The sequence below is a fragment of the Ligilactobacillus sp. ESL1201 genome (assembly GCF_058503265.1).
The window spans coordinates 869,872-883,478 of the sequence record NZ_CP196362.1 but is presented as its reverse complement, the minus strand read 5'-3'; the positions used below and the strand labels follow the sequence as shown (position 1 = coordinate 883,478).

15 protein-coding genes are annotated in these 13,607 nt (G+C 43.4%); 3 read left to right on the top strand and 12 right to left on the bottom strand.

The window, feature by feature from the left end; genetic code table 11:
* Positions 1–13 precede the first annotated feature (13 nt).
* The 11 genes from holA to ACSYSK_RS04490 form a co-directional block, all read right to left on the bottom strand.
* Positions 14–1,102, bottom strand: coding sequence for a DNA polymerase III subunit delta (gene holA, locus ACSYSK_RS04540; RefSeq protein ID WP_491715718.1), 1,089 nt, complete (start codon positions 1,100–1,102; stop codon positions 14–16).
* Positions 1,059–3,257 carry a DNA internalization-related competence protein ComEC/Rec2 gene (locus ACSYSK_RS04535; protein ID WP_491715717.1) on the bottom strand — a complete coding sequence of 733 codons (2,199 nt, stop codon included), beginning with the start codon at positions 3,255–3,257 and terminating at the stop codon, positions 1,059–1,061. Before ACSYSK_RS04535 ends, holA begins: the two co-directional genes overlap by 44 nt.
* A 74-nt stretch (positions 3,258–3,331) precedes the next feature.
* The gene (locus tag ACSYSK_RS04530; RefSeq protein WP_491715716.1) at positions 3,332–4,045 is read right to left on the bottom strand and encodes a helix-hairpin-helix domain-containing protein; all 714 of its coding nucleotides are present in this window, start codon (positions 4,043–4,045) and stop codon (positions 3,332–3,334) included.
* 61 nt (positions 4,046–4,106) lie between these two features.
* Entirely contained in the window at positions 4,107–4,604 is a 498-nt protein-coding gene (gene coaD / locus ACSYSK_RS04525; protein WP_491715715.1) for a pantetheine-phosphate adenylyltransferase, read from the bottom strand.
* Positions 4,604–5,170, bottom strand: coding sequence for a 16S rRNA (guanine(966)-N(2))-methyltransferase RsmD (rsmD, locus tag ACSYSK_RS04520; RefSeq protein ID WP_491715714.1), 567 nt, complete (start codon positions 5,168–5,170; stop codon positions 4,604–4,606). Before rsmD ends, coaD begins: the two co-directional genes overlap by 1 nt.
* 11 nt (positions 5,171–5,181) lie before the next feature.
* The gene (locus tag ACSYSK_RS04515) at positions 5,182–5,466 is read right to left on the bottom strand and encodes a YlbG family protein (RefSeq protein WP_491715713.1); all 285 of its coding nucleotides are present in this window, start codon (positions 5,464–5,466) and stop codon (positions 5,182–5,184) included.
* A gap of 12 nt (positions 5,467–5,478) precedes the next feature.
* Positions 5,479–6,672, bottom strand: a complete 1,194-nt coding sequence (locus ACSYSK_RS04510; RefSeq protein ID WP_491715712.1) for an FtsW/RodA/SpoVE family cell cycle protein — start codon at positions 6,670–6,672, stop codon at positions 5,479–5,481.
* 6 nt (positions 6,673–6,678) lie between these two features.
* Positions 6,679–6,954: a DUF1507 family protein gene (locus ACSYSK_RS04505; RefSeq protein ID WP_491715711.1), complete on the bottom strand. Its 276-nt coding sequence runs from the start codon at positions 6,952–6,954 to the stop codon at positions 6,679–6,681.
* 173 nt (positions 6,955–7,127) lie between these two features.
* Complete coding sequence (gene typA / locus ACSYSK_RS04500) at positions 7,128–8,969, bottom strand: translational GTPase TypA (protein ID WP_491715710.1); 1,842 nt, start codon at positions 8,967–8,969, stop codon at positions 7,128–7,130.
* Between the two features lie 161 nt (positions 8,970–9,130).
* Positions 9,131–9,415, bottom strand: a complete 285-nt coding sequence (locus ACSYSK_RS04495) for a UPF0223 family protein (RefSeq protein ID WP_491715709.1) — start codon at positions 9,413–9,415, stop codon at positions 9,131–9,133.
* Positions 9,405–10,310, bottom strand: coding sequence for a Rossmann-fold NAD(P)-binding domain-containing protein (locus ACSYSK_RS04490; RefSeq protein ID WP_491715708.1), 906 nt, complete (start codon positions 10,308–10,310; stop codon positions 9,405–9,407). The genes ACSYSK_RS04495 and ACSYSK_RS04490 overlap by 11 nt, the downstream gene beginning before the upstream one ends.
* A 165-nt stretch (positions 10,311–10,475) precedes the next feature.
* On the opposite strand from ACSYSK_RS04490, the gene def reads away from it, so the two are divergent.
* Positions 10,476–11,042 carry a peptide deformylase gene (gene def, locus ACSYSK_RS04485; RefSeq protein ID WP_491715707.1) on the top strand — a complete coding sequence of 189 codons (567 nt, stop codon included), beginning with the start codon at positions 10,476–10,478 and terminating at the stop codon, positions 11,040–11,042.
* Here the strand turns inward: def and ACSYSK_RS04480 are convergent.
* Positions 11,039–11,530 carry a hypothetical protein gene (locus tag ACSYSK_RS04480; RefSeq protein ID WP_491715706.1) on the bottom strand — a complete coding sequence of 164 codons (492 nt, stop codon included), beginning with the start codon at positions 11,528–11,530 and terminating at the stop codon, positions 11,039–11,041. The two genes, def and ACSYSK_RS04480, sit on opposite strands and share 4 nt — an antisense overlap.
* A gap of 168 nt (positions 11,531–11,698) precedes the next feature.
* On the opposite strand from ACSYSK_RS04480, the gene ACSYSK_RS04475 reads away from it, so the two are divergent.
* Positions 11,699–11,914: a DNA-directed RNA polymerase subunit epsilon gene (locus ACSYSK_RS04475; RefSeq protein ID WP_491715705.1), complete on the top strand. Its 216-nt coding sequence runs from the start codon at positions 11,699–11,701 to the stop codon at positions 11,912–11,914.
* Positions 11,914–13,590 carry a ribonuclease J1 gene (gene rnjA / locus ACSYSK_RS04470; RefSeq protein ID WP_491715704.1) on the top strand — a complete coding sequence of 559 codons (1,677 nt, stop codon included), beginning with the start codon at positions 11,914–11,916 and terminating at the stop codon, positions 13,588–13,590. The genes ACSYSK_RS04475 and rnjA overlap by 1 nt, the downstream gene beginning before the upstream one ends.
* Positions 13,591–13,607: the final 17 nt, after the last annotated feature.

Below are 13,607 nucleotides of genomic sequence, written 5' to 3'. Positions count from 1 at the left end.
CCCTTTTTTGCACTTAAGCTGGGCGCACTCGCTGACTAAAATGTAACAAAAATAGTTGAAACAACAACTCAGGCGCGACCGGTGCCGACTTGAGTTTTTCTTCAATGTGGACTAACCCTAAAAAAGCTGCCTTCAAATCCTCTGGCTTAAACCGCCGGTTTTTACGCAGCGCTAATTTTACCCGGTAAGGATGCACCTTTAATAACTGAGCAATGCTCCCCTGATCGTAGCCTTGTCGCTGTAAAATCGCCGTTTGAAGCATTAACCGAAACTGTCCCACTAACAAAGCGTTGATCTTTAACGGTTCTTCTTTTTGTAATAACAGCTCGTGATACAAAGATAGTGCCTGGCTGATCTTGCTTTCTAACACTAAATCGACCAAATCAAAGACACTTTGTTCAAACGAACGCGGAACCAATCCTTCCACATCAGTCAGTTCAATTTGATGGCTTTCATTGGTCCCTAACATTAATTTAGGTACCTCGTTCATGATCACAGTTAGTTTAGCACCCGTTTTTTCCAGTAATTTAGCGACTGCCGGTGCACTGATCTGCCAGCCCTTAGTCGCTAAGTACTGCGTTAAATACTGCCGAACCGCACCTTCTTTTAACTGTGTACAGTCCACAAATTCTGCGGTCTGACGTAGCTTTTTCGTGATTTTTTTACGCTCATCCAATTTATCATACGGTGCAACTAGCACTAATATCGTCGTAGGCATCGGGTTTTGCAGGTAGTGTAGTAATTCATCGAGATTATGTTCCGGCATATTAGTCGCCCTTTTACTGGTCAGAAAAAACGGATTTTTGAGCGTTACCACCCTGTGATCTCCCCCAAAAGGTGCTGAAGTCGCGTCTTCTAACGCCACGGCGACATTAGTTTCTTGCATGTCATACTGACTAACATTAAAATCTCGTTGTTCCTCCGGGATCAGTGCGGTAATTTTAGCACCGAACTGAGCACTTAAATAGTCTTCCGTCCCCAAAACAACATACACTGGCGCTACTTTTTTACTAGTGATTTGTGTTAGCGCTTGTTGTAATTGCAGCATTTTTCTTTCCTCAATTTTCTTTTGGATTAACTGTGTTAACTCTAATTTTCCCATTTATTCCACATTTTAACTGGATCATCCCTACTTCGGCGGTCACCAAATACGGAACGTGCAACTGTGAAAGAGTCGCCAAGGTTTCTTGGTTCGGGTGGCCGTAGCGGTTATTTCTGCCAGCCGAAATGATCGCTAATTTAGGATGCATTTGTGCAATAAATTGCGGCGCAGATGCCGTTTTACTCCCGTGGTGACCAGTTTTCATCACCGTTGCGCGTAATTGTGGGTATTTTTGCATTACTTTTAGTTCGTTGGCTTGGTCCAAATCGCCCGTAAACAGACAATCTATTCCCTGAAAATTATACAACAAAACTAATGAATCTTCATTTTTACCCTCCCCCGCCTCAAACGGATGTAAGATCTTGACCGTTTTCAATCCTGCTGGAGTACTATCCGTTACCGGAGAAATTTGCGCCTTAGTTTGCGCGCTAGCCAAACGCTGTTGAAAACTGGCTAACTTTTCCATTCCGGCCGGAATTACGATCTGCTTTAACCTAACCCGGCGACTAAGGCTCGGAAAATTACCGACATGGTCCGTGTCTTGATGGGTCAAATACAGACAATCAATGTGTGAAATTCCCTTACTGTGCAAGTAATTAGCGATCACCGTTTCTCCTTTAGTCTTAGAGTTTCTTTCTTGCCATTTTTCGGTGTTAAAAGTCAATTTACCCCCGGTATCGACCATAAAAACTTCCCGGTTAAACCGGGTTTTTACTAATGTAGCGTCACCTTGACCAATATCAAAATAAGTCACTTCGCTAGTCAGTGGTAAGTGAATAAATAAAAAGACGGCAAAATAAGAAACTAACGACCAACACAACGCCTGACGCCAATTATGGCGGGCCTGACAAACTAATAATACCAATAGCCAGAATAAGACAAAAGCCAACGGTGGTTTACCAAAAATAATATTTCCCGGTAAAGCAGCGATCTTAGTAATGATCGTTTGTAATAGTAGTAATAACTGATTACAAACCAAACGCAACGGCACCACCAGTAAACCACCTAAGACACACGGAAAAATCAGCCAGTCAAAAATAGGCGTGATCAGTAAAGAAAGCGGTAGTGTCAGTAAATTCCACTCGAAAGTATGCCATAAAACTAACGGGATCGTGTAGCAAGTCAACTTAAAGTTAAGCTTAAACTCCCCGTCATCACGGCTGACAAATAAAATAAACGTTAGTAAGTAACTCAGTTGTGCTCCTAACGCGTAAATTGCCGCTGGCGTCAACCATAAATTGACCAATACAACTACTGACCAGGTATCACTTCCCCGTAATTTGATGGGAAAATAGTTTCTGGTAAAAAGATGTAACCACGACATCCAAATGGAACGTAACAATCCTAAAGAACTCCCACCTAAAATGCCGTAAACCGGCAAGATCACCAGTAACACTAGGTCCGTTTTTTCACGCGTGACCTTGAACAAGCGCAGTAACCACCTCAATGTCGCACATAAATAAAAAACATGCATCCCCGAAAGAGTGAATAAATACAACAGACCAATCTTATTAATGTCGTCCATCGTCTCTTGAAAATCTGTGCTCTGATATCCTAGAAGCAATACTTGCGCAAACCAGCCTAGCGGTTGAGGCAAAGTATCTAAATACAACAGGCAATCACGCCGTAACGTGTGAATACTGCTGTTGACACTTTGTCCTAAGTTAGACGCAGTTAATGGTGCTGATTGTAACGAATCAATATTAACTGCATTAACTATTCTTTTCCCCAATAAATAATGCTGGTAGTTGAACTCATTTTCGTTGGTCGGGCCTGCCACCTTTTGAGCGCTACCGTTGATAGTTAGTAATAGTCCACGACGATTTTGCAGGAACTGTTCTTTTTCGTTTTGCGTTTTAAAGCGATAATAAGCCACGACCGGCTGCTTTTCTTCCTGCCATTTTGCTGTGATAGTCAATAAGTCACCCTTAGCCGTCCAGTCATCAGCTTGTACCACCAAGTGTTGGTCTCTAAAAGGCATTTTTTCGTTAATGCTTTGGGTAGCGATTTGTTTTTGCCATCCTCCCAGATAAATAAACCAGCCCAGACAAAACAGCAAATTAACACCATAAAAACGCCAGTTTCTCCCCGCCAACAGCCGCATTTGTAATAGCAGCCAAAATACCAGTGCCCACGGGCTATGCGTTAAGCTCATAAAAGTTACAGAAATCGCATCTAAACTAATAAAAAATAAGTAACGCGTGATTGACTCCCCTCTTAAACTACAAATCAGACTGTGATCTGTGCCGCAATCGTAGCAAAAATTTTATCACCGATCCCCGAAACGTTTTTTAAGTCATCAATACTCTTAAAATTACCATTTTGTTGGCGGTAAGCTAGAATTTGATCGGCTTTTTTGTCTCCGATCCCGTTTAACTGTGTCAACTGCTCCTTAGTTGCCGTATTTAAGTTGATCTTAGCGCCACTTTCTGCCGGCGCACCCGGCTGTTCTTCTTGGGTTGTCTGAGCCGTGCTAGTCGCTTGTGCGGGATCAGTTGGCTCTTGAGATAGTAAAACAGGACTTGCGACTTTGACCTCTTCTCCCTGATAAGGAATATAAACTAACATCTGGTCGGTCAATTGATGCGCTAAGTTCACCTGATTTAAATCAGCCGTCTCAGTACTGCCTCCTGCACGTTTTAACGCACTATCGACCCGCTGAGTCGCTAACAATTTATAAACTCCCGGATGTCTTACTGCCCCTTTAACGTCAACGTACACGTAACGACCCGTAGTCGACGGCGTACTCGAGGACACAGACGTATCAGGAGCAATAGACGTACTTTGAGTGGTAAAATCACCACCTTCTGCAGTCTTAGCAGGCGCTTTTTTGGCTCCCCAAAACAACGCTAAAAATGCACCGAGTACTACGACCACCGCAAGGAGCAAGATCTTACTTTTATACTCCTCCCATAGTTCTAGTATCCGTTCCAACTCCCCCACCTCCTTATCACTAAATACGCAAAAAAAGAAGCCCCTTATTACCAAAGGCTTCTTTTTTTAATTATTGACCCGAACCGGCTTGACTGGGCCACTTTTTGTGTAATGCTCGGGCAACGTTATCTGGAACTAACCCCGTAACCGGACCACCAAACTGCGCGATTTCTTTGATCATGCTTGACGATAAAAACGAATATTCAGGCCGAGCTGGTAAAAAAATCGTTTCTATTTCGGGATCTAAGTGATAATTCAACGCGGCGATCTCTTGTTCGTACTCAAAATCCTTGGCGTTGCGGACTCCGCGCAACAAGACTTGGGCGTCCAACCGGCGCATCACGTTGACTGTTAAATCAGCCTCGACGGCAATCGCTCTTGCATTTGGGATCGCTTGTAAGTTAGCAGTGATCAAAGCCAACTTTTCGCTCGTGGTAAATAGCGCTTTTTTAGCGGTATTAGTCATTATCGCGACGATCACTTCGTCATACATCGCAGCCGCCCGCTTGATCAAATTAACGTGCCCGTTAGTCAAGGGGTCAAAACTTCCCGGAAATAATACTTTCATTATTGCTCTTCACCACCGTTAAATTGATAACAAGTCAACTCGGTGATCCCGTAATTCGCTTTTTTAAATAGCGAAAATCCCGGTAATTCCGCCGGTAACTGTGCTTCATGGTCCGTTTCACAAACGATCAACGCGTCACTTGCCAGTAAATTTTGTGCGACTAACATCGCGATTAAACTGGTGATCTTTTGTTTTTTATAAGGTGGATCTAAGAAAACGTACTGAAACTTTTGCCCTTGTGCCGCTAATTTGGTAATTATCCTAAAAGCATCGCCCTTGATCACCGTAAATTTTTCTTCCTGGTTAGTCAACCGCACATTTTCCGTAATAACTTGCTGGGCACCAAAAGAACGGTCCACTAAAATCGCATGTTCCGCTCCACGCGAAACTGCTTCGATCCCTAAAGCGCCACTACCAGCAAATAAGTCCAACGCAACACCACCGCTAAAGTAAGGACCAATGATATTAAACAACGATTCTTTGACCTTATCGGTAGTCGGACGAGTTTGCCTACCAGCAACGGTTTTTAAGCGTCGTCCTTTATATTGTCCTGCAATTACTCTCATCAATTAATTCCTCATTTTTCCTGATCTTCTGTAGTCAATTTGTAAACCGAACCCAAGCCGGTTTGAAAGTCCCTTTTAATTTCTGGGCGCGCAGAAAGTTCCACCCTTTTAACGAATTTCAATTTTTGCAATTTAGGTATAGCCGTAGCCACATCTTCTTGATTCAAGTATAAAACAACGTACTTCATTTTGCGGGAAATATAATAAACAGTACCATACCTGCGTAAAACCTTACTCTGTTTTAGGTGGTACAAATATACGATCACGCCCTGCCTTTTTTGCATTTCAAACGCCACTTTTTTCCCTCCTTAACTATTAATGATATCATGTTCAGTCTCCCGCCGCTGATTAGCAGCAATGTTCATCACCATACCCAAAGCCAACGATAACACTAGCATACTGGACCCACCGTAAGAGATAAATGGCAAAGTAACCCCGGTGATCGGCAACATTCCCGTAACACCACCGACATTAAAAGCCGTTTCCACTAGGAAAAAAGTGCCGATCCCGTAACAAAACAGCGTATTATAGGTATTATTAGCCCTAATCCCGATCAAAAAGATCCGTAAAATAATAAACGCCAACAGTAATAGCAAAAATAACGTCCCGATCAGACCCAATTCCTCCGTGATCACGGATAAAATAAAATCAGTGTATGGCTCTGGCAAATAGCCCCGCTTTTGAACGCTATTACCCAAGCCTAAACCAAAGACCCCGCCATTACTGATCGCATAGTATGAATTTACTAGTTGTTTACCGGAAGATTTGGTGTGTGCAAACGGAGCAAAAAAAGCTTCAAAACGAGTATACATGTAAGCATACCTGGTCCCGTGCAACGGATTCCACAACCGCAACGACTGAATCAACAAAAATGCTGCGAATAATCCAACAACGATAATTTTCGTCACACTCCGGTACGAAAATCTACTCCCCGTTGAAGCGGTCAGCCAAATAACCATTACGATCAGTAAGTTGATCGCAAAGCCGCCTAGATCGGGCGCACTGAGGATCAACACCAAAAAAATAGTCACAAAAATTATGGGTTGCCACGACGAATCTTTTTGCAAGTAAAACACATTGTCCGCATTTTTCTCGCGAATAGCTAACAGCCGGGCTAAATACATCGTCAAGTACAACTTACAGATTTCGGACGGTTGAATGCTGATGATCCCTAAACTGATCCAGCCGCGGGCACCATTGATCGGTGCCGTAAAAAAGCGGGCAAATAACAACAACCCTAATAAAGCTAATCCCAAAAATATAATTAATTTACCATTGACCCACCACTTAGGATCGATCCGGTAAACCAACAGTAAGGCTAAGACACCAACGATTACGTACACTAGCTGTTTCCACAAATAGCTATCGGCTTTCAAACCTAGCGCCGAAAGGTTCAACGAGCTAGCAGAATAGACCATTACGATCCCACTCACACATAACAAGATATAAGGAATAAATAAATAATAGTCAAAATATTTTAGTTTTGTTTGTCTTTTTTTCATCTAACTTTACAGTTGGTCTTGAACTTCAGTTTTGATCTGTTCTAGTTCCAATTCAAGACTGTTGACCAGCTGCTTTCCTTCCGTCATAGTAATTAAACCACACGCCACCGCAAAATGAACCTGGCACGAAAAACCATATATCCTGGTATCCGCTACCTCTTGAAATGCCGGGCATTCATTTAAACACAAGGCATTTCCCTGCTGCTTGATCAGTTTTTTGATTTGAACAGCATTATTAGTTAAAATTTTAAGCGCATCTTTTCTGTTGACCACATTTTCCATTACTACGCTTCCTTCTGTCATTTCGACCCAGATGATACCATTTTAACACAAACTATATTATATGAAATTTATGCTTAAAAATACAGCCAAAAAGAAGTTAGCGCCAAACGAAAATACTAGAAAAAGCCTAGGACAAAACAAAGTTTTGCCCTAGGCCCCTTCTTATTACGGTTCTATTTAGTAACGCGTTTATTTTTCTTAGCTTCTTTTTCCCGGGCATTCGTGTTTAATATCCGTTTACGCAAACGAATCGAATCCGGAGTGATCTCTAATAATTCATCTTCGTTTAAGAATTCCAACGACTCTTCTAGCGTTAAGTGCGTTGGTTTCTTGATCGAAGCCGTTTGGTCTTTGTTCGATGAACGCACGTTCGTCATATTTTTACCCTTGGTAATATTGACCGAAATGTCGCGCTCACGAGAAGATTCACCAACGATCATTCCTTCATAGATCTCGGTTCCTGGATCAACGAAAATCGTTCCTCGACTTTCAACGCCCATGATCGCGTAAGTGGTAGCTTTACCCTGATTGATAGAAACTAACGCACCATTTCTTCTACCCGGTTCCCAGTTTCTGATCATCGGCTTGTACTCGGCAAAAGTATGGTTCAAAATGCCATAGCCCCGTGTCATCGACAAGAACTGGGAATCATAACCGATCAAGCCACGAGTAGGTGTCGAAAAGGTCAAACGTGTCTGACCATTATTGCCGGTTTCCATGTTGGTCATTTCGCCCTTACGATTGGCTAACGAATCGATGATCGCACCGGAATATTCATCTGGAGTATCGATCGTCACGTTTTCAAACGGCTCGGATAGCTTACCGTCGATCTCGCGCAAGATCACTCGTGGACGAGAAACGGCCAATTCAAAGCCTTCCCGCCGTAAAGTTTCGATCAAGATCGACAAGTGTAATTCCCCGCGGCCTGAAACGGTCCAGGTATCCGGAGAATCCGTGTCTTCTACCCGCAAGGAAACATCGGTATGCAGCTGTAATTTTAAGCGGTCTTCTAGTTTACGTGCCGTTACCTTATCGCCTTCACGGCCAACAAATGGTGAGTTATTAGTAATAAAGTTCATTTGTAAGGTAGGTGGATCAATGCGCAAAATTGGTAAAGCATCGGGATGATCTACCGGACAGATCGTTTCACCGACAAAAATGTCCTCCATCCCAGAAATAGCAATCAAATCACCAGCTTGAGCTTCATTGATTTCCAAACGCTTGAGTCCAAAATAACCAAATAATTTAGTCACCCGGAAGTTTTGTTGGGTCCCGTTTAACTTCATGACCGTAACGTTATCGCCAACTTTGATCTTACCGCGGAAAACCCGACCAACGCCGACCCGACCAACAAATTCGTTATAATCCAGCATCGCTACTTGGAATTGGAGCGGTTCGTCTGAATTATCAACGGGAGCGGGGATCGTCTTAATAATCGTGTCAAAAATTGGGTCCATCGTATGCTTTTGAGTGGCAATATCTGGATCTAAAGAAGAAGTTCCGTTCATCGCAGAAGCATAAATCACCGGAAAATCAAGTTGGTCTTCGTCGGCACCTAATTCAATAAATAAATCTAACACTTCGTCAACGACTTCTTGGGGACGAGCACCAGGACGATCGACCTTATTGATCACCACGATCGGTGTCAATTTTTGTTCAAACGCTTTTTTCAAAACAAAACGGGTCTGAGGCATCGTTCCTTCAAACGCATCGACTACCAAAACTACACCATCAACCATTTTCATGATCCGTTCCACTTCGCCACCAAAATCGGCATGTCCCGGAGTATCCAAAATATTGATCTGTTTATCACCGTAACGAACGGCGGTATTTTTGGACAAGATCGTGATTCCACGTTCCTTTTCGATTGCGTTGGAATCCATTGCCCGGTCGTCGATTTGGGTGTGTTCGTCCAACGTATCAGATTGCTTCAACAATTCATTAACTAATGTTGTCTTACCATGATCGACATGGGCAATAATGGCAACATTTCTAATATCATCACGTATTTTCAAAATTCTTCTTCCTTTCACCTAGCGAATTAATATTCTCCCGCATAAAAAAAGCCGTGACGCCACAGTTTTAACGCAGCACCTAACAGCCTACTAATATTAACTGTAAATATAACTAAGTTAACATACCATATCAAAAAGTAAAATGTCAATCATTACTTCCACTACGTCGGAACATACTTAACATAGTCCTTGTCCGTCTGTAAGACATACTGAACCCCTTGATAAATGCTGATCCCTGCTACCTGATAAAATCGTTTATCTAACTGTTTTTGCGCCATTTTGGCCGGTTCCAATCGCCTGAAGCGCTGGTATTTCGTTAAAAATTCACTGCGTTTGATCCCTTTAGTATATAAAAATTCCACCGCTTGATAAAATTCGACTGCTAAAATGATCTCGCTAGTCGTCCATTCTGGCATTAAAGGGTATTCGTAATTTTCACTTTTCATTAGTTGCCTTCTTTGTCAGTTGCAAAATTTCCTCGTCTAGCTGTTCTTTACTCTTCGCTAACTGTTCTTTTTCCTGCTCAGCTAAAGTAACTGCCGGTAAGGCCGAAACTCCTTGTTGTGCCAGTAATACCGGTGCACTCAGCGTCGTGTCTTTATTTTGACAAGCCAAGGTCATAAAAAAGCTTTCCGGGGTAAATAAACTGTGTATCACTTGATCAAAATTAGTGAGCAACGGCGGTAACAGCCCACCAACCGCGACATCCGCTAACTGTTCTTCGATCTCTAATAATTCATCCGGTGAAAAAAGGCTATCTTCTCGCGCTAAAAAAGCCAACAAGGCGTTACCTCCGACCTGCGCTCTACTCCATACCGGGACAGGAGATTTGCGGGTCCCCAACACGTTAACGTAGACTTGTTGCGCGGCAACTCCTAATAAATTACCGACTAGATTAGCGGCAATTAACGATAATGGCGCGGTTCCCAAACCAAAAACTGCTGTAGCCGGTAATCCCGAAAAATGGAGTGCAAAATGAACTAATAACTCGTCAGCAGTCCCCACAAAACAGAGCTTGCCGCTAAAGCCATTAGCCATCGCTTGGTTGATGAGCGCTTGGACCTTAGTCAGCTGTGCGCTTACCGTACCGTCAACGGCGTCTGGTGGCGTTAACGTCCCGATCACTAACAGGTCAACGTGGGCCCATTCTGGCGTAGGCGTTGGTGTGAGTGTCATTTTTTGTACCGCACTCGCAGCTACCACCAAGTTCGCCATTGCTGCCGGTAATTCCGGAGTTTCTTGCAACCAATACCAATTCAAATTTTGTTTGGTAAGCATACTGTGGTATAAAAGTGCTCGAGTTAAGTCATCATTGCCACAGAGTAGAATATTTTTTGTCAATTAATTTCCCCCAAAATTAAAAAAACTAGCGCTGACAATCTATTCTACCACAATTTTTGTTAAAACTAACTAAGTGATGCCCGTAATATTTTGATAAACAAGTAGCAATAAATATGCTAAAATAACTACATTACGCAAAATTACGTTCAGATGGAGGACTCATAAGTGATTTTAATGAATGATATCACCCGCGACGGTGATCCCGTATTACGTCAACGCGCCGCAGCTCTAACCTTTCCGTTGACGCCTAAAGAAGAAGAACTCGGTCATAAAATGATGGAATACCTCGAAGTCAGCCAAGATGAAGAACTAGCCGAAAAATATCACCTGCGTGCAGGAGTCGGCTTAGCTGCTCCTCAGGTCGGTGTCGCCAAACGCATGGCAGCTGTTTTGGTGCCAAACGAAGAAGACGACCCTAACCAACCACCCGCTTTCAAAAAAATATTAGTCAACCCCACGATCCTCAGTGAATCGGTGCAAGTCGCTGCGTTGGGGACCGGCGAAGGCTGCCTTTCCGTTGACCAAGACGTACCCGGATATGTTTGGCGCCACGACAGGATCAAACTTCGTTGGTATGACCTAGATGGTACTAAACACGTAGAACGTCTTAAAGACTACCCCGCAATCGTCGTTCAACATGAATTTGACCACTTAAACGGTACTCTATTTTACGATCACATTGACAAAAATCAGCGCTTTGCGACCCCCGAAGGTGCAATTTTATTGAATTAGCTTTGTTTAGCCGTCGCAATTTTTTTAATATCATGCAGGTACTGACAAGTTTCCTCATTTACTAAGTACGCGACTTCTAGGTATAATTCAGTCTGATTGGACCACAGATCGGCCACCACTAACACCGGTTGCTGATTAGCCCTGAGCTGCTTATGCTGAGCATAGGTGCTGAGGGCTTTTTGTAACTGTTGTTTTACCGCCGCTAGTTCAGCTGGTGCTAGTAATTCAGCGTGAAAATAGTAACCGTACACCGCCACGTTGATCCCCCACGCATGAGCAAGTGACTGCGGTGTTTTTAACTGTGTCACCAACTGTTTGCCACTGACATGCGCGGTATCGAGCTGCGCCAAACATTCTTGCAACGCAGTAGTGACCAGTTGCTGCCACTTTTTTTGCAGGGTGATTTTTTGATGACGCCGCCATTCAAATATCAAGACTATCCCACCTAGTAAAATTACCACGCACAAGCCTAAAATTAATAATTTCATCTTGCAAAACTCGCTTTCTCATTCCTAATTATAGTATATAAAATTAGCCTCACATTCTCAATTGTATACTTACTGAAATTTGTATGTTAGAATGTAGCTAACTGATTGTGCAAACAATCCATGTGCGGGAGTTGAATTACTAAATTTAACAAAGGAGTATCTTAATTTATGGTTTTTAAAGTTTATTACCAACCTACTAAGGGAACTTCACCACGGCGTGAAAAAACGGAGTCCCTTTATTTAGAGGCGCCTTCATACGTTGAGGCGCGCGCTATTGTTGAAGAAAAAACGGAGTACAATATCGAATACATCGATCAGCTCGACGATGCTACTTTAGCATACGAAAAGCAGGCTAGTGACTATCACTTAGCGGAGTTTGCCTAATGAAAAACGTCAACGTTAAAAATAACGAGACGGCCGTATTTGCTGTGGGCGGCCTAGACGAGATCGGCAAAAATACCTATGGGATCCAATTTCAAGACGAGATCATCCTAGTAGATGCCGGAATCAAGTTTCCAGAAGACGATTTATTAGGGATCGATTACGTGATCCCTAACTACCAATATTTGGTAGCTAACCAACAAAAGATCAGGGCCCTAGTCATTACTCACGGGCACGAAGACCATATCGGCGGAATCCCTTATCTTCTCCAACAGATCAACGTTCCGGTTTACGCAGGGCCCTTGGCTTTGGCCTTGATTAAAAGTAAACTCGAAGAACACGGTCTATTACGTAGTACGGAGTTACACGAGATCAATGAGGATACCGTTTTGCGCTTTCGTAAAACCAGTGTCTCTTTTTTTAGAACTACCCATTCAATTCCTGACACCTTAGGAGTAGCGGTCAAAACGCCGCCGGGCACGATCGTTTGCACCGGAGATTATAAGTTCGACTTAACTCCGATCACCAATCAGCCCCCTAACCTGCAAAGAATGGCACATTTAGGAGAAGAAGGAGTTTTATGTCTCTTATCCGACAGTACCAACGCCGAGATCCCTAACTTCACCAAATCAGAGCGTTGGGTCGGTAAATCGATCCGCAGGATCTTCGAACAAGTTACTGGCCGGGTGATTTTTGCTACTTTTGCTTCTAACATTTCCCGGATCCAACAGGCGGCCACTGCTGCAGTTAATCGTGGGCGTAAAATTGCCGTGTTTGGTCGCAGTATGGAATCAGCGATCGCTAACGGACGCGAACTAGGTTACCTAGATATCCCCGATGAAGCATTAGTCAGTGCCCACGAGATCAATCACCTCCCCGCAAATAAAGTGATGATTTTATGTACGGGATCTCAAGGAGAACCGATGGCCGCCCTCAGTCGGATCGCCAACGGTACTCACAGACAAGTGACTATCCAACCGGATGACACGGTCGTCTTTTCTAGTTCCCCGATCCCGGGCAACACGTTAAGTGTCAACCGCGTGATCAACGAACTAGAAGAAGCTGGAGCCACGGTAATTCATGGCAAGGTCAATAACATTCATGCTTCTGGTCACGGTGGTCAAGAAGAACAAAAATTGATGTTGCGTTTAATGAAGCCTAAGTTCTTTATGCCCGTACACGGCGAATACCGCATGCTTAAAATTCATACCGAACTAGCGCAACTCTGCGATATCAAAAAGGAAAACACCTTCATTCTAGAAAATGGCGATGTATTAGCCCTCACCAAAGACCACGCACGCTATGCGGGGCATTTCGATGCCAGTGACGTTTACGTCGATGGTTCGGGTGTCGGCGATATCGGTAACGTTGTTTTACGTGACCGGCGCATTTTAGCCCAGGAAGGGATCGTCGTCGTCGTAGCTACGATCGACTTACACAAACGAACCATTTTAGCTGGGCCGGATCTCTTATCTCGCGGATTTATTTACATGCGCGAATCTGGTGAGTTAATCAGTCAGGGACGTCATTTATTGGACCGTTCGTTAAAACGCGCCCTCAAAAAAGAAAACGTTACGGAAGCAACGTTACGGGAAGCAGCCGTAACAGACCTGCAATCATTTTTATACCGTCAAACTGAGCGACACCCAATGATTTTACCGATGTTTGTTTTAGTTTAATGGATGTTAAAAAAATT